Origin of the sequence: Paenibacillus borealis (genome assembly GCF_000758665.1) — a bacterium.
In the GTDB taxonomy this organism is placed as follows: domain Bacteria; phylum Bacillota; class Bacilli; order Paenibacillales; family Paenibacillaceae; genus Paenibacillus_AQ; species Paenibacillus_AQ borealis.
In genome coordinates this window covers 2479410-2501671 of sequence record NZ_CP009285.1, presented here as the reverse complement: position 1 = coordinate 2501671, position 22262 = coordinate 2479410, and the positions used below count along the sequence as shown (strand labels likewise).

The 22262-nt window shown below is 51.6% G+C and carries 17 protein-coding genes; 7 read left to right on the top strand and 10 right to left on the bottom strand.

Annotated elements, in window-relative coordinates; genetic code table 11:
• Window positions 1-33: 33 nt before the first annotated feature.
• Together PBOR_RS10430 and PBOR_RS10425 are read right to left on the bottom strand one after the other, a co-directional pair.
• Window positions 34-1062 (bottom strand): dienelactone hydrolase family protein, encoded by a 1029-nt coding sequence (locus PBOR_RS10430; RefSeq protein ID WP_052429416.1) that lies wholly within the window; start codon window positions 1060-1062, stop codon window positions 34-36.
• Window positions 1063-1081: 19 nt separating this feature from the next.
• Entirely contained in the window at window positions 1082-1972 is an 891-nt protein-coding gene (locus PBOR_RS10425) for a pectinesterase family protein (RefSeq protein WP_042211618.1), read from the bottom strand.
• Window positions 1973-2045: 73 nt separating this feature from the next.
• On the opposite strand from PBOR_RS10425, the gene PBOR_RS10420 reads away from it, so the two are divergent.
• Window positions 2046-2927 carry a helix-turn-helix transcriptional regulator gene (locus PBOR_RS10420; RefSeq protein WP_042211617.1) on the top strand — a complete coding sequence of 294 codons (882 nt, stop codon included), beginning with the start codon at window positions 2046-2048 and terminating at the stop codon, window positions 2925-2927.
• Window positions 2928-2944: 17 nt separating this feature from the next.
• Here the strand turns inward: PBOR_RS10420 and PBOR_RS10415 are convergent, their stop codons facing one another.
• Together PBOR_RS10415 and PBOR_RS10410 are read right to left on the bottom strand one after the other, a co-directional pair.
• Window positions 2945-4402 carry a glycoside hydrolase family 28 protein gene (locus PBOR_RS10415; RefSeq protein ID WP_042211616.1) on the bottom strand — a complete coding sequence of 486 codons (1458 nt, stop codon included), beginning with the start codon at window positions 4400-4402 and terminating at the stop codon, window positions 2945-2947.
• Window positions 4403-4420: 18 nt separating this feature from the next.
• Complete coding sequence (locus PBOR_RS10410) at window positions 4421-5986, bottom strand: glycoside hydrolase family 43 protein (protein WP_042211615.1); 1566 nt, start codon at window positions 5984-5986, stop codon at window positions 4421-4423.
• Between the two features lie 200 nt (window positions 5987-6186).
• Between PBOR_RS10410 and PBOR_RS10405 the strand changes: the two genes are divergently transcribed.
• On the top strand, window positions 6187-8421 hold the full coding sequence (locus tag PBOR_RS10405; protein WP_042211614.1) for an AraC family transcriptional regulator: 2235 nt from the start codon (window positions 6187-6189) through the stop codon (window positions 8419-8421).
• Between the two features lie 182 nt (window positions 8422-8603).
• On the opposite strand, the gene PBOR_RS10400 is transcribed toward PBOR_RS10405, so the two are convergent.
• The 4 genes from PBOR_RS10400 to PBOR_RS10385 all read right to left on the bottom strand — a co-directional run bounded on the left by PBOR_RS10400 (window position 8604) and on the right by PBOR_RS10385 (window position 11513).
• On the bottom strand, window positions 8604-8969 hold the full coding sequence (locus PBOR_RS10400) for a hypothetical protein (RefSeq protein ID WP_042211613.1): 366 nt from the start codon (window positions 8967-8969) through the stop codon (window positions 8604-8606).
• A gap of 89 nt (window positions 8970-9058) precedes the next feature.
• A complete protein-coding gene (locus PBOR_RS10395; RefSeq protein ID WP_042211612.1) occupies window positions 9059-9421 on the bottom strand; it encodes a hypothetical protein in 363 nt (120 codons plus the stop codon).
• A gap of 27 nt (window positions 9422-9448) precedes the next feature.
• On the bottom strand, window positions 9449-9724 hold the full coding sequence (locus PBOR_RS10390; protein WP_042211611.1) for a hypothetical protein: 276 nt from the start codon (window positions 9722-9724) through the stop codon (window positions 9449-9451).
• A 556-nt stretch (window positions 9725-10280) separates the two neighbouring features.
• On the bottom strand, window positions 10281-11513 hold the full coding sequence (locus tag PBOR_RS10385) for an IS110 family RNA-guided transposase (protein WP_042211610.1): 1233 nt from the start codon (window positions 11511-11513) through the stop codon (window positions 10281-10283).
• Window positions 11514-12689: 1176 nt separating this feature from the next.
• Between PBOR_RS10385 and PBOR_RS10375 the strand changes: the two genes are divergently transcribed.
• The 3 genes from PBOR_RS10375 to PBOR_RS10365 all read left to right on the top strand — a co-directional run bounded on the left by PBOR_RS10375 (window position 12690) and on the right by PBOR_RS10365 (window position 16256).
• On the top strand, window positions 12690-13670 hold the full coding sequence (locus tag PBOR_RS10375) for an ABC transporter permease (RefSeq protein WP_052429415.1): 981 nt from the start codon (window positions 12690-12692) through the stop codon (window positions 13668-13670).
• Between the two features lie 12 nt (window positions 13671-13682).
• The gene (locus PBOR_RS10370; protein WP_039304534.1) at window positions 13683-14567 is read left to right on the top strand and encodes a carbohydrate ABC transporter permease; all 885 of its coding nucleotides are present in this window, start codon (window positions 13683-13685) and stop codon (window positions 14565-14567) included.
• Window positions 14568-14708: 141 nt separating this feature from the next.
• Window positions 14709-16256 (top strand): ABC transporter substrate-binding protein, encoded by a 1548-nt coding sequence (locus tag PBOR_RS10365; RefSeq protein ID WP_042211608.1) that lies wholly within the window; start codon window positions 14709-14711, stop codon window positions 16254-16256.
• 184 nt (window positions 16257-16440) lie between these two features.
• On the opposite strand, the gene PBOR_RS10360 is transcribed toward PBOR_RS10365, so the two are convergent.
• A complete protein-coding gene (locus PBOR_RS10360) occupies window positions 16441-17241 on the bottom strand; it encodes an AraC family transcriptional regulator (RefSeq protein ID WP_042211607.1) in 801 nt (266 codons plus the stop codon).
• Window positions 17242-17380: 139 nt separating this feature from the next.
• Here PBOR_RS10360 and PBOR_RS10355 point away from each other — a divergent pair, with 139 nt between their 5' ends.
• A complete protein-coding gene (locus PBOR_RS10355; protein ID WP_042211606.1) occupies window positions 17381-19633 on the top strand; it encodes an FAD-dependent oxidoreductase in 2253 nt (750 codons plus the stop codon).
• A 357-nt stretch (window positions 19634-19990) separates the two neighbouring features.
• Here the strand turns inward: PBOR_RS10355 and PBOR_RS10350 are convergent, their stop codons facing one another.
• Window positions 19991-20554, bottom strand: coding sequence for a Uma2 family endonuclease (locus tag PBOR_RS10350; RefSeq protein WP_245648120.1), 564 nt, complete (start codon window positions 20552-20554; stop codon window positions 19991-19993).
• 180 nt (window positions 20555-20734) lie between these two features.
• Between PBOR_RS10350 and PBOR_RS10345 the strand changes: the two genes are divergently transcribed.
• Window positions 20735-22129 carry a SpoVR family protein gene (locus PBOR_RS10345; RefSeq protein ID WP_042211605.1) on the top strand — a complete coding sequence of 465 codons (1395 nt, stop codon included), beginning with the start codon at window positions 20735-20737 and terminating at the stop codon, window positions 22127-22129.
• The last annotated feature ends 133 nt before the right edge of the window (window positions 22130-22262 follow it).

Sequence of the window (22262 nt, the reverse complement as noted above, 5' to 3'; positions counted from 1 at the left end):
TCCTGTCGCTTATGTTCCAGATTAAGTCCGGGCTCAGGCACCGGCAAGCTGCTTCCGCAGCCAGGCAAACGCCGGCTCCCCATGTATTTCATGCCCTCCGGCAAAAAAATCCGCTTCTACCTGTCCGCCATGCCCCTCTGCGGCATAGATCACTTCCAGCCGGGCCAAGGCTTGCTTTGCTCCAGCCGGACCAAACAAAGGATCGGCATCTCCCGACTCCAGGAACAGGCCGCGCGGGGCAATTAACCCAAGCAGATCCGGCATTTCCGCTTCGAGCAGAATGCCCGGAATGTAGTTATCCAGACAATGATTTCGGGTAAGGATGCTGTCCGCAAACGTATTGGCATACCCGCTGACGACAGCACAGGTGATCCGCTGATCCAGTGCAGCCGTGAAGCCGGCCACCAGCCCGCCGCCGGAAATGCCCATAATGCCTAATCGTTCACCGTTAACCTCTTCCCGCGTCTGCAAATAATCGAGCGCCCGCATGCTTTCATAGATCCGGTAGCCTGCCATCGTCTGCCCCGCCATCAGCAGCGCGGAGGATAGGCGGAAGCAGGAATTACGCCCGGGCTCACCGCTCTCCAGATCCTCTGCCAGCCGTCGGTCGCCGAATCCGAGCACCTCGGGAGCAGCGACCACGAAGCCCTGCTTCACCAGCGAGACCGCAAAATCCTTATGCAGCCCCGGGTCACCCTGCCGCTGCGAGCCGTCCGGATTGAGGCCGGTAATCTCACGGCTGCCGTAGCCATGCCCATGAATAGCCAGAACAGCCGGACAGGGGGAGGATAACGGCTGCCCGGGAATCAGAAGATACATAGCCATTCTAAGTCCTTCATAAGTGGTGATCTCTACACGCTCACGTATATATCCGTTACAGGTTACCCGCTCAAGCAGCACAGGTGCAAGTGCCGCCCGTTCCTCCGGAAATCCGCCAAGCCGCCCGGTAAAGCTTGCAGTTAGCTTTGCCCGCCACTCTCCGTAAGGGATATCCCCACGGAAGGTAGCGTCCTGCGCTGCGGAAGCCGTCATTTGCTTCATATATTGTTCCAATAATTCCATCGGGGGTTCCTCCTGGTTCTTAATATCCTTCAGGATGCCAGCCGTCCAGTACGGTCAGAACCCGGTACTCCGCAGCTTCCTCTGCGGTTAACTGGCGCGACCATGCTACCCGTTCCTCCGGGCGTGCTCCCGGGCCGCTGCTGCCGTATTCTTCATAACGGCTGGTCTGCTCCCTGTCCGGGTGCCCCCAATTATGCCAGCCTTCTCCGGTCACCGAACCGTCCATAACCGTGCGGATGAAGGCTACATGCGCATAAGGCCGCCAGGGACGGCCAAGATACACATCACTGACATTGTCGGCGCCGGTAATCCGGCAATTCAGGAACACATAGCCGAATGCTGCTCCCTCCGGTGTTGAAGCGGCTGTAATATAACCTCTGGAGCGTTTATTGTGCAGATGGCAGCCCTCAAACAACGCCGTGGCAGCACCAAAAATATAATCGACATCGCCTTCAATGTAGCAGTCGCCGTAATATTGCCTGCCTTGCCCCGTATAGAGTGTGTCCTGGTCACCCAGCAGACGCACGCGCCGGAATACCGCCTGGCCGGCATCAACGAAAGCCGCCACCGCTTGTCCGGTTCCCGGACCGGAAGCGTTCCGGATGGTCAGATTCTCGGCAGTGAAGCCTTCGGCGAACACATTCAGGGTGCCGCTGCGGAAGGTGCCGAGCGGTTCACCGTCCGCTCCGAGAGTGTGGGCATTATCATTCCAGGTGATTACGGTGGAATGCGGGTCCTCCCCCAGCAGAAGAATGGGCGGGGCTTCGCGGACAATTGTAATCTTTTCCTCATATATGCCGGGTTTAATCCTTATGGTTACGGCCTGCTTCTGCTGCGGCGGAATGGAATCCAGCGCTTCCTGCAGGCTGCTGTATCCTTCCCCGGGACTCTTCGATACTGTAATTAACATGTGCGGCTCCTTTCATGGCAACCCGTATTTATTCTATAATAACCGTAACGGTTCGTAAGAGAAGAGGAGATTTATGACCAGCGTGACTAGCCCTAATCCGAAATATCATATAGAAGAAGGACGGTTCAGCATTCAGCATATGAAGCGCAAGGGCATCACGGCGATGCCGCGTCCCCACAGCCATGAACTCACCGAGCTGTACTACCTGACAGAAGGTGAACGCGTATACTTCGTGGATGACCGGGTCGTTACGGTTCACAAGGGCGAGCTGATTCTGATTCCCGGCCGGGAGCTGCATGCTACCGCAAGCTCCGAAATGGCCGAATTCGAACGGATTCTGATCAATTACGATCCTGATCTGCTGCCCCTTGTGCTGCAGGATGACAATCTGTGGTTTCAGAACCACAGATACCGCTTATTCCGGCTAACCCTGCGCGAACAGAATGAGGCGGAGACACTGCTGAACCGTATCCTTGAGGAAGCACGTGTTCAGCGGCCATTGTATGAAGCCATCATCGTAACTTTGTTCACCGAGCTGATGATTCTGCTCCAGCGGTCGGAGAATACGACACAGGCCGGCGGGACGAAACACCCGCTGCACCATCTGGTAACAGATGTCGCCACTTACATCCGGGGACACCACCGCGAAGCGCTTACGCTGGAAGAAACTGCAGGGCATTTCTTCATCAGCCCGTCTTACTTAAGCCGTGTCTTTCACCGTCTGACGGGCTTTCATTTCCGTGAATATATTGTACATATCAGAGTCCGCGAGGCCCAGCGCCTGCTGGCCGGAACCTCGGCCAGAATTCAGGAGATCGCTTCCACAGTCGGCTTCGAGCATCTGTCCCACTTCAATAAGACTTTCAAAAGGTCAACAGGGCTGACTCCACTCCAATACCGCAAGGCATCCAGGTCGCGGGCGTCATCCAAGTCTGAAGGAATAATTGAAGAATAGCGCGCCTCTCCCGGACCTCAGCCTGAGCTCTCTGTAATCATGAGCTCTCCGGACCGGATGAGCTCTGCATGGCTGCACTTATGCATCTTCACGGGCGGTGCTTCCTCTGTCATCAGCCGGATCTGGTCCAGCTTCAGATTGCTGGCATGCCGCAGAACAATTCCCCGCTTGCTTACAGAGCTGAAATTCTCCACCGTCAGCTCTGCAAGCGGCATCTCCGGCAATCCGTTCACCAGCAGCGCAGTTGCCGCACCATGGCAGGTGATATTCCGGAGTGTGATATTCCGGAACTGTGGCGTCTCCTCCGTAACGGGGAAGGACTGCTCATCATGGCCTTCAGAGCCCTCAACTCCCGCATAGAACATATGGAAGGAAACCGCCTCATGGATAATGCCTGACATCCGGATATTCTCCATCCGGATATCCTCTACTACGCCGCCTCTTCCCCGGGCGCTTTTGAAGCGCAGCCCGATATCCGTGCCGATGAACAGGCAATCGCTCACTCTGACCGCATGCACACCGCCCGACATTTCACTGCCGATCACCACCCCGCCATGTCCGTGATATACCGTACATTGCCGGATGGTAATGTAACGGCAGGGCATCCCTGCCCTGCGGCCTTCCTCATCTTTGCCCGACTTCAGGCAGATGGCGTCATCGCCCACATCGAACCGGCAATGCTCCACCAGGGCATGTGTGCAGGACTCCAGATCCAGGCCGTCCCCATTCTGTGAATACCATGGATTACGCACCTGGATGTGCCTGACGGTAACCTGCTCACAGCCCATAGGATGCAGGCACCAGGCAGGTGAATTCTGGAAGGTTGCCCCCTCCAGCAGCACCCGCCGGCAATTCCGCAGGCTCAGCAGTGCTGGGCGCAGATAAGCCCGGGCAGGCAGATAAGCCTCCATTGCAGTCTGCCCTTCCTTCAACAGCCGCCGGAAGTATTCTTCTCCCTCCAGCGCTTCTCGGGAAGGCCACCACATCTCATTCTGCTCATCCACTACTCCCCCGGAGGCAATCAGGCTCTGCCACTGGAGTTCCGTCATCTTGAAGCGTTTCACCGGGCGCCAGGCCTCGCCGCTTCCATCGAATATTCCTTCGCCGGTAATGGCTACATCACTGAGAGCTTCCCCATCCAGCGGAGCCTGACAGCGCCAGCCGGCATTCCCCTCATAATGGGAGAAGAGCAGCGGATACAGCGCGAAGTCCGGCTCGAAACATACGAGTGCCCCGCGCTCGGCATGCAGATTAATCCGGCTGTGCAGCGTCAGCGGTCCCGTACGCCATATTCCCGGCGGGATGATGACCGTTCCGCCTCCTGCAGCAGCGCAGGCATCAAGCGTATCCTGTATGGCAGCAGTGCGCAGCAACTCTCCGCCTGCTGCCCCATAATCTGTAATCCTGAACGTCCGCTCCGGAATTCGCGGCAGTTCGGGTATAGGATAATTATTGGAATCCTGTTTGCTGTTCATAGGCTTCTTCCCTCCCGTCTATTCGATTTCTTCATAGCTGAACCAGTCGAAATCGGCATAATTGGTGCTTGGCGCCCCTTGGGAACTGGCATACATGCCAATGTACGCCCCTGTAAATCCGCCAGCCAGATCCGTGCTGAGCACTCTTCCATCAGCCCGTTCATACAATGCCGTCCATGAGCCGAATTCGTCCGCTCTATAATAGAAGCTGTACTCCTGCCCTCTGGCCTCTGCCTTAAGCTGCACCTTGTCCTGCGGATAAAGCGCGGATGCCAGCAGCTGCTCATCCCCTCTGCTGCGCACAATCAGCTGCAGCAGCTGCTTCCCGTCCTCCAGCTTCAATTCATAGCGGAAGTGGTTGTCCGCATTCTGGATCAGCACAAGTCCGGCAGTTTCATCTGGTGTCCCTGGCTTAAAGGTCATCTCTGCTGCCGCTCTGAAGCTTAAGTGCTGCTGGCGTCTTCCAATGAAAGACGGATTGCTGATCTCTGTCAGCTGCTCCGGCTTGAGCCGCAGCCGCAGATGTCCCGGGCGTTCGGTGAGGCTCCAGAATTCCCCGCGCGGTGTCCGCAGGAAGTTCCAGATGAGGCTGAGGCCGGCTGCGTCGAAATCATCACGCGCAGGCAGCTGCGGCCACTTCGTTTCCGGCAGATCAGGCGCTGCCGCTTCCAGCTCCAGCACGCCTTTACCCGGATTCACTACAGGCCATTCATTCTCCCATTTCACCGGGGTCAGGAATGTTTCACGCCCCAGGTTGCGGTAATAGCCGCCGCATGTCCGGGAAGCAAGACAGAACATCCACCAGTCTCCGTGCTGCGTCTCCACCAGTTCTCCATGACCGACATTCACGATTGGATATTCTCTGCCGAGATGGCGGTGGGTCAGAATGGGATTCGCTTTATGGCCTTCATAAGGGCCGGTCACGTTCCGGCTTCTGGCAATCGTGATGGCGTGGGTATGGCCGGTGCCGCCTTCAGCAATCAGCACATAATACCAGCCGCCGATTTTATAGACATGGGGTCCCTCCTGCGCATGCCCTACCTTAAGGGCACCCTGCCAGATGCTGAGCTTCGGACCTGTCAGCTTGCCTTGTTCCAGGTCAATCTCCTGCAGCCAAATGTCCATATGCTTCGGGTAATCCTGGCCTTCGGGAGGAACACGGTTGCCGGTGTAATATACCCTGCCGTCTTCATCGAAGAACAGGGAGGGATCGATACCGGGTGCATCCTCCAGCCAGACCGGATCAGACCAGTCTCCAGCCGGATCGGTGGCAGTCACATAGAAATTATGCTGATCCTTATTATTATCTACGTAAGTTGTGATCATATAGAAGAGACCTTGATGATAACGGATGGTAGGGGCCCAAATGCCCATCGACGGAATCGTATGGTCCAGATTAAGCTGGGACGGACGGTCAAGCACATGGCCAAGCTGGCGCCAGTTCACCAGGTCCTTGCTGTGGAAGATAGGAACACCGGGGAAAAATTCAAAACTGGACGTGACAAGATAATAATCCTCACCTACGCGGATAGCGGAAGGGTCAGGGTAAAAGCCCGGCAGCACCGGATTGCGGAAAGTTCTCAATACAGAAATCCTCCTTCAAACGAGCAAAATGTAAGCATAACCAATTATAGTTCGTATAAGTTTAACTTTCTTGCTCTTTCTATGCTCTTTTTCCCGTTTTTTATACTTTCATGCTATTTGGGTCTATCTCCCTTCTTGTCAATGAATAGCTTGTCCCACTAGAATAGGTGTAGTAGGATTTACATAAAGGGGCGATCATCTTGGGAAAGAGAAAGAAACTGTATACCCGCTTTTTTATGAGCCTGACCCTGATCTCTGTCTGCTGCATTCTGGTACTGGCTATGGTGATCTTCTACTGGTACCGGAATATATCGATTGATAATGTCGACAAGGCTAACCAGAATGTGCTGCTAAATACTGAAACCGTATTCACAAATTACAAAGAGATTGTTCAGAACTATACAATGGACTTCTATGCCAACCCGAACATCAGTGCCCTGATGCGGAGCGGAGAGACAGATTGGAGCGATCAGCTCTACAGTGTCTTAAGCCAGATTCGCGGTGCGCTGGTCGTTAACCAGTATCTGGAGAACGCCTATATCTTCGGGGAGAAGGAGCCTGCTGTAATCTATGAGAATATGCCGCTCAGCCCGGAGGCCAAGCAGGAGCTGGCCCGGAGGATGCGGAGCAGCCGTATTATTGAATCTCCCTTTGTGTGGAAGACCACCCAGAACAACGGCACGCCTGTCACCCTGCTGACTGTCTTCTATAATGACCGGGCCTTTGCAGACAGTGAATATTACGGCGCTGTTGCGTTGACCGTCAATCTTGCCAAGCTCCAGAACAATCTGTTCACTCAAAAAGAAGGCGGAACTACACGTTACGCCGTCATTGACCAGAATGGCGAAATTCTCATGCACAGCACACTCTCCGGCAGCACCACCTTGCATCCGGAGATGCTGAAGCAGGTTGCTGCCTCCACCTCAGAAAGAGGCTCCTTTGTCTATAAGGGCAACGGCGACAAGCAGCTGATTACTTATGTGTATTCCGCGCAGGATAAGCTGTGGTTTGTATCAGAGATGTACTATACAGACAGCATCCGTGAGCTTGCCAATGCGCGCAATCTGATGATGGGTCTCTGCCTGGCTCTGATACTGGCTGCTGCGGTAACCGCCAACCTGATCTCCCGGCGGATCTATAAGCCGATCGGCAGGCTGTTTGGCAGTATCTCTAATATCTCCGGCAATGAAGAAGTCTTGAAGGCCGGCAGTGACCTGGATACCGTGAATCTGGAGCTGGAATCTATAGGTGTGAAGTTGGCACAGCTCAAGAAGGAGAGCGACGGCAGTGCCCTGATGCGCTGGCTGCTCTCCCCGCGCGGTGCGCCGGACCCTTCCGGCGGCCTCCCGATGATGGGCATCGGCGCAACGGAAGGTGCTTATTGTGTCTGTGTACTGGCCGTGCTGGAACCGGGACAGACCGGGGATGCTCCGGAACCTGTCCAGGAAGTCATTCCCCGGATTCAAACTGCATTCTCGGAGCTGGCCGAGGTTCAAATCTTCCGGCCCCATCAAGGGTCGGCCGTCCTTATTCTGAGTGAGCTCTATATCGGAAGCTTCGGGGATTATGCCCACTACCGCAGTAAATGGGAAGAACTCGCCGCACTACAGCCTGAGTCCGGCGGCCGCTGCGCGTTCGGCATCAGCGGGCTGGAAAGTGATCTGGGCCTGCTGAAGTCCAAATACGCTGAAGCAGCAGACTGCATGCAATATCTTAAATTCCATGCGCAGCAGAATATCATATTCGCCGACGATACCGTCCATCTGAACAGCAGCCCGGTACCAGACAGTGCGCTGGAGCCGGTACTGCAGGCGGTAAAACAGCCGGAGCTGGCCAGCCACATCCCTCAGGCTGTGGAAAGACTGCTGGCGGTAGCCTGCAGCTACCGTGCAGAGTCTGCTACCGTTGCTGTATCAAGGCTTGCCTTTGAGCTGAACCGTACGGCGGATCTGAGCAGCGGCAACCGCCATTCCGGCTTTCTGGATTATTATCAGCAGGTCTGGCAGATTCAGAGCTACGACAAGCTGCGGGAGTGGATCGAAGACAGCTGCTGCTCAGCTGCGGGCAGGATCGCCAGCATAAGTGCGTTACAGACCCGGAGCATTGCCGCCGAAGCAACCGCTTATATCAGGGAGCATTATAACGACCCTGCGCTGTCGCTCAATGCGCTGGCCGAGAAGCTGTCCGTCAGCCCCGCTTACCTCAGCAGGCTGATCGCCGAAGAGGTGGACAGCAGCTTCCCCGATTTCGTCAACCAGCTGCGTCTGGAGCAGGCAGAGCTGCTGCTCGTCACGGAGCTTACGCTCGATATCCGCGAGATTGCCGGGCAGGTCGGATACAACAGCAGCACTTATTTTACAACCCAGTTCAAGAAGCGTTATGGCGTCACACCGTCTAAATGGAGAATGAATCATATTCTGCAGTCGCAGGAGTAGCCGGGGATGGAGGGGGATGGGCAGGGGAACATGGGAACAGCAGCAGCCAGGGACGGATGACGTCCTGGACTGCCGCTGTTTTGTTGAGCTAGTGTATTCTGTTATTTGAATCATTACCGGGTATCCAATTCTCCATATTCACTTTGCAATCTCAATGGAGAAGGTTTGGCTTCGCTCAATGGTTAGTTAGCTTCGGACGAATCATATTGCTCTTTATCGAGGAATTCATGGATTTTATTGGTTATCTCTTTAATGTTGCGGGAACGATACTTACAAATAGGATTAGCCCAATATTCAGCCCCAGTCTCTTCATCACCTATTTTTACTAAATATAATATATACGCACCCTCTGAGCTCATAGATGGATACCATCCTAAATCCAGAATTAATTTTTTCTTTTCATTTCTAAAATAGAATATATCCTCTTGAAGTTCCTCTACATAAGCAAATGATTCGTCATGAAAGTCTGCAGGGTTTATATCAAAAAAATGATTCCATACAACAGTCCAATCTGACGGAATATTTAATGGCACCAACTGTAGACTCATTTAATAACACTCCTAACATTCTTCATATTCAAATAGCCGTAACTGATGAGTTATGCTTTTCGTTATCGTAATGTTATACCATGCAACAGTTAAATAAGATTACCATCCCAATCTACAAAAATCAGTTCATCTTTTGGAAGCAGGCACCATTCTATAATGGTCCTGACAAGCCCGGGTGTGATGATACGATCATCCCAAATTGGAGTTTGTACTCTAGTCCAACCTTGACGATAATGATTTTCTAAGCCCACAAATTCCGTTCCCTTTATTACAATATGCGGCGATTTATCATAGTTTGACTGTGCTACATTGTAGGAAACGATTAATTTCTTATCTTCTGAAACAATACTGAGATTAATTCTCCCATAATCTTCGGCGTCCTCTTGGACCTTCCAATAGTACTCTTTGCCGCTATACTTTATCTTCCGTCTTCCTTTTGAATTTATTCCCACAGAGCGCTCACTCCTATGCGTTCTTATTCACATTCTGTCTTTAAATTTGTAATCATCGTTTGTTATGCGCTTTATAATTGCCTTACCTCCATAAAAAACAGCCATCAACGCTACAGTAACACTGAAGAATAAAAACTTAGAAACTTCGACATCGAATAGCAATGAAATGATCCATGATACTAAAAAAGCCCATCCCGCCCACCAAGCTGAATACCCCCAATAAATAATTCTAGGAACATCCGTAATTTTATAAAGTACTGCCCCTACAAACAAAAGTCCAATAGCTATGTATAGATACTCCAAAAAAACACCACTTTCTATTTATTGCAAATCTGCCATCCATAAAAGCTCAAAAACAGCAGCCGTCCGCCTGTTTTACTGAACTGGCTAAGGCTGCGTCTAGCGATGATTGAAATCCAACTCCAAAAACAAGAAGCAGAGAGAAAAGTAAGCCAATTCTTAACCTCATAGAGTACCAACTTTCTGATAATAGAGTAAATCCGTTCTGACTTTAGGAAGGTGATTCCCCTGAACCTCAGTTATGAGAAATTTGCACACCACCATTCAATATTTTTTCTCCCTTCACACTGCATTGGTCTGTAAAGACCTAAATGTTGTACGTTTTACAACTCGGCGACCTAGATAGCTGGGTGTTTGGGCAGATTGTTGTATGAAATACAAGAATTGTCCTGCTAAACTGCCCGGATGAGGAAAAATGATGCATTTTTATACGAAAATAAACGTAGGCTTTAGTAGGCATTAGCTTAGTACGTGTTTTAAAAGTAACTCTTTCGGGATAAACTTACTCTTAAAGGCGCAAAAAGTCCCCCTACCCCAATTATTGAGCGATTTTTAAAAATCAGCTCGTTTCGGGGGACGTCACTTGAACCGTTAAGCCTAACTTTTCGATTTGTTTCAAGTAATAAGCTAACGCCTTTTCCTTGGACGTGCTCTCCGGCACGTCTTTTTCTTCGTATCCAGATCTGTTTTTCATTAAACTGTAAATAATCTTTACCAGTAAATGTGCCGTGGCTACACACGCTTTTTTGTCTCCACGCCGCTTTCGAACCCGCCTAAAGTGCTGACCGATACGATTGGAGGATTTCTCATTGGCCCATGCCGCCTGGGTTAACGCGCGTTTCAAAAACTTGTTTCCCGGCAGACATTTCGTTTTAGATTTCCTTCCTGCACTTTCCTTGTTTCCCGGGCTGACGCCTGCCCAAGACGTCAATTGTTCCTCCGTTTCGAAACGCTTATGAACCTCCGGACCGAGTTCAGCAAAAATAGCCGCAGCCGTATTGCGTTCAATCCCAGGGATCGAATCGAGCCACTCCAGTTCTTCGGCATATGGGGCTAGCTTGCATTCAATCCGGGCTTCCACTTGCTCGATTTGCTTCTCCAGATACAACAGATGATCCCAGTGAAGCCGCATCATCTCCCGATGATGACGACGCACACGTCCATTCAACGCGTCCATGAGTTCAGGGACCTTTTTCTTTAGTTTTGTCTTCACGAGCCCGCGAAGCTGCTCTTCGTCCAGCACCTCGCCATTCATTAACTGCTCCAGCAACAAACGGCCCGATACGCCAAAGACATCCGTGATGAAACTAGACAATTTGATATTTCCATCTTGCAGCAGTTTATGAATCCGATTCTTTTCGGCAGTGATCGCTTGGACCATTTTCACCCGGTACCGGGTCCAGTCCCGCAGATCCCGCAACTGCTCGGGCAGGACCACACTGGCTTGAACCAATCCGCACCGGTGGAGTTTCGCAATCCAAAAGGCATCGTTCATATCGGTTTTTCGTCCAGGAATGTTTTTAATCGTCCGAGCATTCGCCAAGACGATGTCGCACGTCGATTCGAGTACATTCCAGACCGGTTTCCATAATACCCCTGTACTCTCCATCGCTACCTCCTGACACCGATTCGCGATAAGCCAGTCCTGAAGCCGCAATAATTCACGCGTTGTCGTTCCGAACGTCGAGATTTGCTTTTGGGGAGTGTGGTCCAGCGGTCCGTTTAGAATACAAGCGACAACCGTTTTGTTATGAACATCGAGACCCGCACAGCATTCACGTATAGCATCCATGAATCTATCCTACTTTCCTGTCAATTCACAAATCATGCGCTCATTCGTTTAGAATTTTATACACGCACTTTGATGTGCAATAGGCGGTGCCTGAGAGTCGCAATAGGACAGTTTATACAACAGGGTTTTTGGCCCCAATAAATGCTCGTCCACAGATTTGTTATCTTTAGTTTTTCCAGGTTTTAGGTATAGAAACATAGGGAGTACCTATTTTCATTCTAGGGGGTGACGCCGAGGCGTCATGGAAGTTTATACAACAATTTGGGATTATAGCCGAGATTTTATACAACAATTTGGGATTATAGCCGAGATTTTGAGGAAAATGTTGTATTTTATGCAGGATTTTTTGCGACAACCCATACTTTATTTCCCAATTCTAACACTTAACTTTTCAATCCACCATTTCATTCTCTACAGCTTCACCTCTAATATAACGTCAGATATACACTATTGAAAAACATTTTGGCAAATTACCATGTGAGGGTTTGCCGTTTGCCGTTTGCCGTTTGCGGTATTCGGTTTGCCGTTTGCCGTTTGCGGTTTGCGGTTTGCGCTATGCGCTATGCGTTATGCGTTATGCGTTATGCGCTATGCGCTATGCGCTATGCGCTATGCGCTATGCTGCAAGCTTAATTGCACTTTGTACAACTAAATCGTCTGATTTCCGACTCATTCTCCGTTTAGTTGTATTTCGTACAATTAAACTGGCGCTTGTTGATAGTTCCCCCCCATTTGGGCAGATTTAGTTGTACAGAATACAATTATACGATGCAAGCATATCTAATTCGCTGTTTTTAATTGCACATTATACAACTATCTCCGAATTTTCAGTTGGAACTCTGACTACATAAATTGCTGCATTGAACGAACTCACTTCGAACTCACTTCGAACTCACTTCTTTTGCTCTAATGTTGTACTGGTCCCCCAAATCCGAAACTCCCCTACCCTCCCCTCCACCACGCCATTCCCCGCTTTTATCAAGCATTTAACCCTGCACAAGCAGAAAACTTCTGCTTTTTCTGTTTTTTTAAGCCCGCCTATTACGCATTTTTTAACTTTTTTCCGTTTATAATGATAGCGTTTACATTCTGCGCCGGATTATGATTTGCCTTGTAAAGCGTTCTCCTGAATCACGGGATGAAATGATAACGCTAGCATAAAGGAGTGGACTGTATATGACGCAAGAGGCAACACCCGGCACTATGGAGCCGCTGATTCCGGGAACGCGGACTGTCAGCGCCAGGCGCTTCCGCAAATCTCTGAGGAAGGACAGCTCGCTGTATCTGCTAGCCCTGCCGGGCATCATCATTCTGATTTTATTTGCATACCTGCCGATGAGCGGGCTGATTCTCGTCTTCAAAAACTACAACTTTAACGACGGAATCTTCGGCAGCCCGTGGGCGGGCTTCGCCAACTTCGAGTTTTTCTTCTCCAGTATGGAGGATGCCCTGCGGGCGACCCGCAACACGGTTATGCTGAATGCGCTGTACATGCTGACCGGCACTTTTTTCTCGGTGGCCATCGCTATTATATTGAATGAGCTGCGCAGCAGGTGGTTTATCAAAGTCACCCAGAGCGTCATGTTCTTCCCGTATTTCATCTCCTGGATCATCATCGGAGCCATCCTGTTCTCCCTGCTTGACTATGACAAAGGGATTCTCAACCAGCTGCTGCAATCGCTTGGCCTGTCGCAAATGGACTGGTATTCAAGCCCGTGGCTGTTCGTGGTCATCCTGGTGCTCGCGAATATCTGGAAAAGTGCCGGCTACGGCGCGATCATCTACTATGCGGTGCTGCAGGGAGTGGACACCTCCTATTATGAAGCGGCCCGGATCGACGGTGCCTCCCGCTGGCAGATTATCACCAAAATCACGGTACCCATGCTGATTCCATCGATCATCCTGATGACGCTGCTCGGAATCGGAGGCATGCTGAAGGGCGATCTGAGTATGATCATGGGCGTAACGTTCCTCAATCCGCTGCTTCTGCCCACTACCGATATCATCGATGTCTATGTATACCGCACGGCCATCCGTTCCGGTGAGTTCGGCTTCGCTTCCGCCATTACGCTCTATCAATCCGTCTTTGGATTCATCCTGGTGCTGGTAGCCAACAAGCTGGCCGGCTGGTATGACAAAGACAGCAAACTATTCTAGGAGACCGATACGATGCAAACTACTGAAAACAAAGGGCTGGTTATTTTCTTCTATGTCTGTATTGCGGTATTCTCGGTCATTTGCCTGGTGCCGTTTGTGCTGGCGGTATCCGGTTCTCTATCTACAGAGTCGAGAATTGCTGCGGAGGGCTATTCCTTCTGGCCCCGGGGGTTCACGTTTGAAACCTATCAATTCCTGTTTGGCTCCAAAGCAGAGCAGATTCTGCGGGCATACTCCATGTCGCTGGTCGTAACAGTGCTGGGCACGCTGACTGCCGTACTGGTGACTACCGCTTATGCCTACGTCATCTCCGTCCGGAATTTCCGGCTGAAGAACTTCTTCGCCTTCTTTGCCTACTTCACGATGCTGTTCAGCGGCGGCACACTGCCCTGGTATCTGCTAAGCACCAAATACTATCATCTTGGCGATACGCTGCTCGGCCTGTTCATTCCCTATGTGCTGAGCGTGTTCCTGATGTTCCTGATGGCCAACTACTTCCGCAGCATCCCGCATGAGATTGTGGAGTCGGCGCAAATTGACGGGGCCGGTCATCTGCGGATTTTCTTCAGTATTATGATTCCGCTCGGCCGGGTCGGGCTGGTGACGATTTCACTCTTTTATGCGCTCCAGTTCTGGAATGACTTCTATCTGCCGCTGATGCTGGTTAACAATCAGGATCTCTATACGATCCAATACCTGATGTACAACATGATGGCGAACATTCAGTTCCTGGCCTCCGGCAATGCCGCACAGGTGGGTGGCGCAATTATTGCCCCGCCCCTGGAGACTGCCAAGATGGCGATGACCTGTCTGACCGTTCTGCCGATCGCGATTCTGTATCCTTTTCTCCAGGGATTCTTCGTTAAAGGGATTATCGTGGGGTCGGTGAAAGGCTGATCCGCCAAGAACGCAGACCTAATATTGGTTGCATCAGGTGTGTGCTCCCATGCTCCGGCATGTTGTACAATAAGCTTACGGGAGCACCGCCTTGGCAATATAAGCCTCACAGATTAATTCTAATTCAGGAGGGTGTTCATCATGACAAAGAAAAAAGGCTGGTTAAGTTTGCTCCTGGCAACTGTATTCCTCGTAAGCGGCTGTTCGCAGGGCAATAATGAAAGCGCTAACTCCGGTAATGCAGCCAGCAATAACAGCGGTGGTACAGCACCGGCAACAACTGCGACAGACAGTGGAAATGAAGGTGCAGCTCTGGCACCGGCCAAGCTGAAGATTGTGCTGTACGGGGACGAGTCGAACCGGATGAAGGAGCTGGCCAAGACGGAGTTCTTTGATGTGATCAAAAAAGAAATCAATGCCGAGGTTGAATTTCAGTTCCTGCCCTGGACGGAATACGGCGGCGGCAAAACGGACCTGATGCTGTCAACCGGCGAGGATTTCGCGACCTATACAGATGCCAACTATATGGTGAAATCTGTAGCCAAAGGACTCTACACCGACCTCACTCCCTATATCTCTGCAGCAGCAGCGGATTTGAGTGCGGCGGTGGACGAGGCTTCCTTCCGGGCCTTCCAGCTGGACGGGAAACAATATGCGGTTCCTGTAGGCAACAAGCCGAATTCCGCTGAATTTTACAGTGTGCTGGTCCGGCAGGATCTGCTGGAGGAGGCAGGAATGACCCAGGTCTCCTCCCTTGCCGAGCTTGAGCAGTTCTATGATAAAGTCCATGCGCTTCACCCCGAGCTGATCGGATATGCCAACACGGATGCCCGCAGAATGCTGCAATATGACTTCACCGACAAGAATCTGTACTGGCAAAATGATTTCATCGCCCTGGATGAATCGGCCAAGGATGATCAGATTATCAGCTGGTTCGAATCTCCTGAATTCAAAACCTATGCCGGGCTGATGCACGGCTGGTACGAGAAAGGGATCATTCCGAAATATGCCGCAACGAATGTGCCTCAGCTGCAGTCTGACTGGAACTCCGGCAAAGCGATGTTCTGGGCGGGAACCGCAGCACGTCCGTTTGAAGGCGCAGCTACCATCTCACAGGCAATGCCTGAAGCCAAGCTGGTCAATTATTTCCTGGGCACCGGCCGTCCAAAAATCAGCAGAGGCACCTACAGCACCGCCTTCTTCGTCTCTGCCGCAGCCAAGGACCCTGAGCGTTATGTCATGTTCTTCAACCTGCTGCAAAAAAACCAGGAGCTGTATGACCTGTTCGCCTATGGTATTGAGGGAACTGATTATACACTGGACGCTAACGGCCGTCTGACGAAAATTAACACCGATTCGCTGATTCCCGACTGGCTGCTGATGAACAAGAACTTCATGCGCTTTGACAACACTGTACCGGATGATTTCATTGCCGATTACAAAGCATGGGATGACGGAGCGATTATTTCCAAGGGTGCAGGCTTCAACTTCGACAATACCCCGGTTAAAAATGAAGAAACCAAGCTGAACGGCGTATTTACCGAATACCTTGCCCCCATCGGCAGCGGCTTCAGTGATTATAACACTGCCTTCCCGAAGGCACTGGAACGGTTAAAAGCAGCCGGTATCGACAAATACATCGCCGAATACCAGAAGCAGTTCTCCGAATGGTATGCGAAGCAGCAATAGACTACACTGGAGCTATACAGATCTACTATACTGCTGTTTGATTAGGACAGCCTTCATATGAACTTACCGCAGCGCGCCCTCCTTATTAGGAGAGGCGCGTTTGTTTCATAGCAGACTGCCAGGCAGTAAGCTCTCCGCGAACGATAGGATACCACTTAGACGGTGCCGGGTATTCGTTAACGGGTTATAACCTATGCAGCTTACGGTACTTCGATGGAGTTAATCCGAGCTTCGCGCTAAACACGCGGCTCAGGTAGAAGCCATTCTCATACCCGCATTGCTGGGCGATAATATCGATGGATTGCGTGGAATCCTCCAGCAGCTGGCAGGCTCTTGTGAGCCTGAGTCCGGTCACAAATTCTGAAGGTGTGGCCTGATACGCTGCCCGGAACCGCCGCGTTAACTGCACCGGTGTGAGGCTAAGCGCAGCCGCCAGCTCCTGCATCGTCATAGGTGTGCAGGCATGCTCAAGCAGCCATTGTCTGGCTTTTTGCATATCCGGATCGGGGCTTTCCCCTTCGGATTGCACTTCCTCCTCCGCCATGCTGCGTTCGATTTCGAGAAGCCTCCATAGATCCTCCAGCATATGTTTCATCCGGCCTAAGCCGGGCTCCTCCTGAATGCTTCTTCCGATGTTCCGCATATAACGGTAGGTCGACAGAAGGCGCTCCACATCCCTGACGGTCCACCTTCCGCTTAGCGTTGCCGCTTCTTCTTCAGGCCCCGGCTCCTCCTCCCATTCGAATTGAATGAAATGAAAGGTTAGAGTTGTGACCGTTCTCCGGTAAAAGGCCGTACCCGGCGGACATACGATGATGTCCCCCAATCCGGCCTCGCCTTCATGATCTCCGAACCGGTAGGCGAATTGTCCTTGTTCAACTGCAAATATCGTCCACACAGGATACGTGTCGTACTCCAGCAGGAACTGTTCCTTTTTCTCCCAGTACGTGTAGGCTGCCGGATGGACTGACCAATTTTCTCGCATGCACAGCTCTCCTTCCAAGCACTAAACAAAATGAAATAAAGTATATACACAAAGAAATTATATGCATGTTAATTACTATTATAGTGATTTATCATGAAATTACGGATATATTATCACAGTTAAGGGGAGAGATTCAACAATGCGGAAAGAAACGGTCAAAACGGATGTTACCGTTGTAGGCGGTGGTCTGGCAGGAGTATGTGCAGCGATTGCAGCGGCCCGGCTGGGGCAGAAGGTCGCACTGGTCAACAACCGTCCGGTGCTCGGCGGCAACTCCAGCAGCGAGGTGCGGGTATGGGTATGCGGCGCCACCTCACATGGTATTCACCGCTATGCCCGTGAAACGGGGATTATGGGGGAACTGTTTGTAGAGAACCAATACCGTAATAAGGACGGCAATCCGTATTTATGGGATATGGTTGTGCTTGAGGCCGTCCAGGCGGAGCCGAATATTCAGCTGTTTCTGAATACGGATGTGCATGAAGCTGAGGCCGATGAGGAGGCGGGCGGCGGGCGGCGTATCCGCTCGGTTACCGGCTGGATGATGGGATCGGAGCGAAGCATCCGCTTTGAGAGTCCGGTCTATCTGGATTGCACAGGAGACGGGCTGGTCGGCTTTCTTGCTGGTGCAAAATACAGGCTCGGCCGCGAAGCACGTGAAGAATTCAATGAAGAATGGGCACCAGAGGTCCCGGATGATATTACGCTCGGCAGCACGCTGCTCTTCTACACCAAGGACGCCGGTCATCCGGTGAAATTCATTCCTCCGGCTATGGCCATAGATGTTACACAGACCTCTATTACCGAGAACCGCATCATCCGCAGCGGCGACAACGGCTGCGCCTACTGGTGGATCGAGTTCGGCGGCGAACAGGATACCGTTCATGACAACGAGGCTATCCGTGACGAGCTATGGTCCATTATTTACGGTATTTGGGGCTATATTAAGAACTCCGGTAAATTCGATGCCGGGAACATGACGCTGGAATGGGTAGGTTCGCTTCCGGGCAAACGGGAATACCGCCGCTTCGTAGGCGATTATATCTTGAATCAGAACGATATCCTTGCGCAGCGGGAATTCACGGACCGCATCGGCTTCGGCGGCTGGTCGATTGATCTGCATCCGCCGCAGGGTGTCTATGCTACCGAATCAGGCTCGAAGCATATGTATTCCGACGGCAGCTACCACATCCCGTTCCGTTCACTGTATTCAGTGAATGTGAACAATCTGCTGATGGCCGGCCGCGACATCAGCGCATCGCATGTCGCGTTCGGGACCACACGCGTTATGGCTACCTGTGCGGTCATCGGTGAAGCTGCCGGCACCGGCGCTGCACTCTGTGCGGCTAAGGGAATTACGCCGCGTGAACTGCATGCGGGCCACCTGCAGGAGCTGCAGCAGACCATGCTGCGCCAGGACGCATCCGTTCTCGGCCTGCGCAATGAAGACGTAGCCGACCTGGCGCTCCGGGCAGCCGTCAGTGCTTCCAGCGAACGGAGCCGGTTCGCGGTGGAGGAATCGGCGTTCACCGTCCTGCTGGAGACGGACATCGGCATCACCGTTCCAGCCGATCCGCTGCTGGACGGAATCGAGCTGCTGGTCGATGCGGGCGAAGCCGCTGAACTGACCGTCGAGCTGTGGGAGACCGGCCGGCCGGAGAACTATGTTCCGCACGCGCTAGTGCAGACGGCATCCGCTTCCGTCAGCGCAGGAGAGCGGCAGTGGGTCAAGCTCGCACTCCACTGGCAGCCGGAGACGCCGCGTAATGCTTTTCTGATCGTCAAGGCTAATGCTGCGATAGCGCTGCATATGGCGGATCAGCCAGCTTCGGGGATGCTCGCCTATTGGAAGCGCGACAAGCCGGTAGTATCCCGGGATTTCGGCGAGAATCAGCCCGCACAGCCTTTAGTGCTGTGGGATAAGAAGAAATTCGATCACACCGCACCCTGCATCCGCCTGGCTGGGCCAACCCAAGCCTTCGCCGCGGACAAAGCGGTGGACGGATATCTCCGTCCTTACGGAGGTCCGCACTTCTGGTCCTCAGAGCAGCTTGTCCCCGGCCGTCCGGAATGGCTTGAGCTGTCTTGGAGCACACCAGTCGCCATACGCGAGGTGCATATCACCTTCAATGATGATGTCAATGAGGATCTGATCAACCTCCATCATCACATTACACCCTTCGATATCCTGCCTACGCTCGTCAAGGATTACCGCATCGAAGCCTATACCGGGGGCGAGTGGACTATGGTTGCCGAAGTGCAGGACAATCATAAGCGCAAGCATGTTCACACACTGAGCGAAGCAGTTACAACCGACCGCCTGCGCTTCGTTGTCCTGTCGACTAACGGAAGCGGGTATGCGGAGATTATTGAGGTGCGGGCTTACGCTTAAGCTGCCTTAATAATGCAGATACAGGATTGGGCTTAAGCTAATTTATAGCTCATGTGAAATTCTTTGCACAAAAAAAGCTCTCCACGAACGATATAACATCGTTCAAGGAGAGTTTTTTTTAAATCCTTTTATCTGATAGAACATATAAACAACAGCCATAATGAAGTCCATCCCGCTGGAATGTCTTATTATATATTTTGGGGAATCGATCCAGATGCCGAATAGCCTAACCCATTAGCGTATATCGCATATGAGCTAGGCTTTTTCTATATCCTAATTCCCCCTAAAGCATAGCCCGATTCTGAGCATAAAAACAACCGGCCGAGAATATATCCCGCCGGCTGATTGTAGTTGCTGTTATAAACTAAATAACGTGTTCATTGGAATTTGTAAATCTTTAAATACGTTGGATTTAATCGATTCCTGCTCCGTATATAAATGACGTACCTGGTAACTGCCATCCTCCAAAGTATATACATGAACCGTTCGATTCCCAGGATCCACAATCCAATATTCCGGAACTCCATGCTTCTGATATAAATTGAACTTCTCATTAAAGTCCTTAAGTGCAGTAGATGGTGACAGCACTTCAATAATTAGGGTTGGGGCACCGTTACAGCCGTTCTTGGATATTTGGTCCTTAGAACAGACAACGGAAAGATCCGGCTCAGTGACTTGATCGGGTGATTGATACTCTTCACTTTCACTGAAGAACACATCAAATGGAGCCACAAACACATAACAGCTCCGATTCTGGAAGAATGTCCTTAGGGCGAAATGAAGTTCTCCTACAATATATTGATGCAATGAGGTTGGAGCTGGAGACATATTATAGGCTTTGCCGTTAATTAACTCCCAGGTTCCTTCCCAGGTTAGCCAATCTTGATAGGTATGAATTTTCTTCTCATCCGGATTTGACACAATGTCTGGCCTCCTTCTGATTATCGTACGAGCTTTAACTAATTGTACCATGTTCAAACGAATCGTTGCTAATTTCCACCCGGCCGTACAGACAAGTTCAACATCCCGCCATCATACTCCCTCCCCTCCGCCCATATACATAAGAAGAACGGTTCACAAGCTGGAAGGAGAGATGGATGCATGCCCGGTGATGAGATTAAAGCGCTGGAACGGGCGATTGCCGAGATTACGGAGATTGCTACCGGCTTCGGCCTCGATTTTTATCCGATGCGTTATGAGATATGCCCTGCGGATATCATTTATACCTTCGGTGCCTACGGGATGCCCACCCGGTTCGGACACTGGAGCTTCGGTAAGACTTTTCATAAAATGAAGTCGCAATACGATTTCGGCCTCAGCAAAATTTACGAGCTCGTCATTAACTCGAACCCCTGCTACGCCTTCCTGCTCGATGGCAACACGCTGGTCCAGAACAAGCTGATTGTCGCCCATGTGCTGGCGCACTGCGACTTCTTCAAGAACAATATGCGCTTCTCGATGTCCAACCGGGATATGGTCGAGAGCATGTCAGCCACGGCCGACCGGATCGCAGATTATTCGGTTACCTATGGAACGGATACGGTGGAGAACTTCATCGATTCCGTGCTCGCGATCCAGGAGCATATTGATCCCAGCCTGATCCAGCCGCGCAAGCTGGGCAAGACGCATCTGCTGGAAGCCAAAATGAAGGAGCGCAAGGACTCCCCTCCCGGCGGTCCCGGCCCCGCTAATGCCTACAGTGAGCTGTGGGATTTGGAAAAGAGCACTGTCGTTCCTCCAACACCGGAAACCGCCGGCAAGCGTACCTTCCCCCCGGAGCCGGAAAAGGATATCGTCTGGTTCATCCAGCAGTATTCCACTGCGCTTGAGGATTGGCAACGCGACATCATGACCATGCTGCACGACGAAATGCTCTATTTCTGGCCGCAGATGGAGACCAAGATCATGAACGAAGGCTGGGCCTCCTACTGGCATCAGCGGATCATGCGCGAGCTGGATCTGACGGCCGAGGAAACGGTGGAATACGCCAAGCTCAACTCGTCCGTGGTGCAGCCTTCGCGCCAGAGCCTGAACCCGTATTATCTGGGCTTGAAGATCTTCGAGGACATTGAACGCCGCTGGGACCGGGACAAAATGTTCGAGGTGCGCGAGCTGGATTCCGACATCTCTTTTATCCGCAGCTACCTGTCGAAGCAATTGGTTAACGACCTTGACCTCTACGTCTTTGAGAAAAAAGGCCCGGAATGGAAGATCACCGACAAAGCCTGGGAAAATGTACGCGACCAGCTTGTGCTGGCCCGGGTTAACGGCGGCTCTCCATACCTTGTCATCCAGGATGCCGACTATGAGCGCAACGGCGAACTGCTGATTGCCCACCGCTACGAGAGCATTGAGCTGGATCTCAAATACCTGGAGCGCACGCTCCCGCATATCTACTCATTGTGGGGCCGCACCGTGCATCTGCAGACTGTTGTGGAAGACAAAAAAGCCCTCTTTACCTATGACGGCAAAAAGGTGCAGCGGAAGTTTATGTAGCGGTCCCTCTTATCACAGGTTAACCTCAGCCCGATGAGCACTCAAGGGTGGATTACAATACTAGCAATTGTACTTTGTACAGTAGAATAATACTAATTCCTCTGAAAGACAGCATCTATTGTACTTTCTCCTA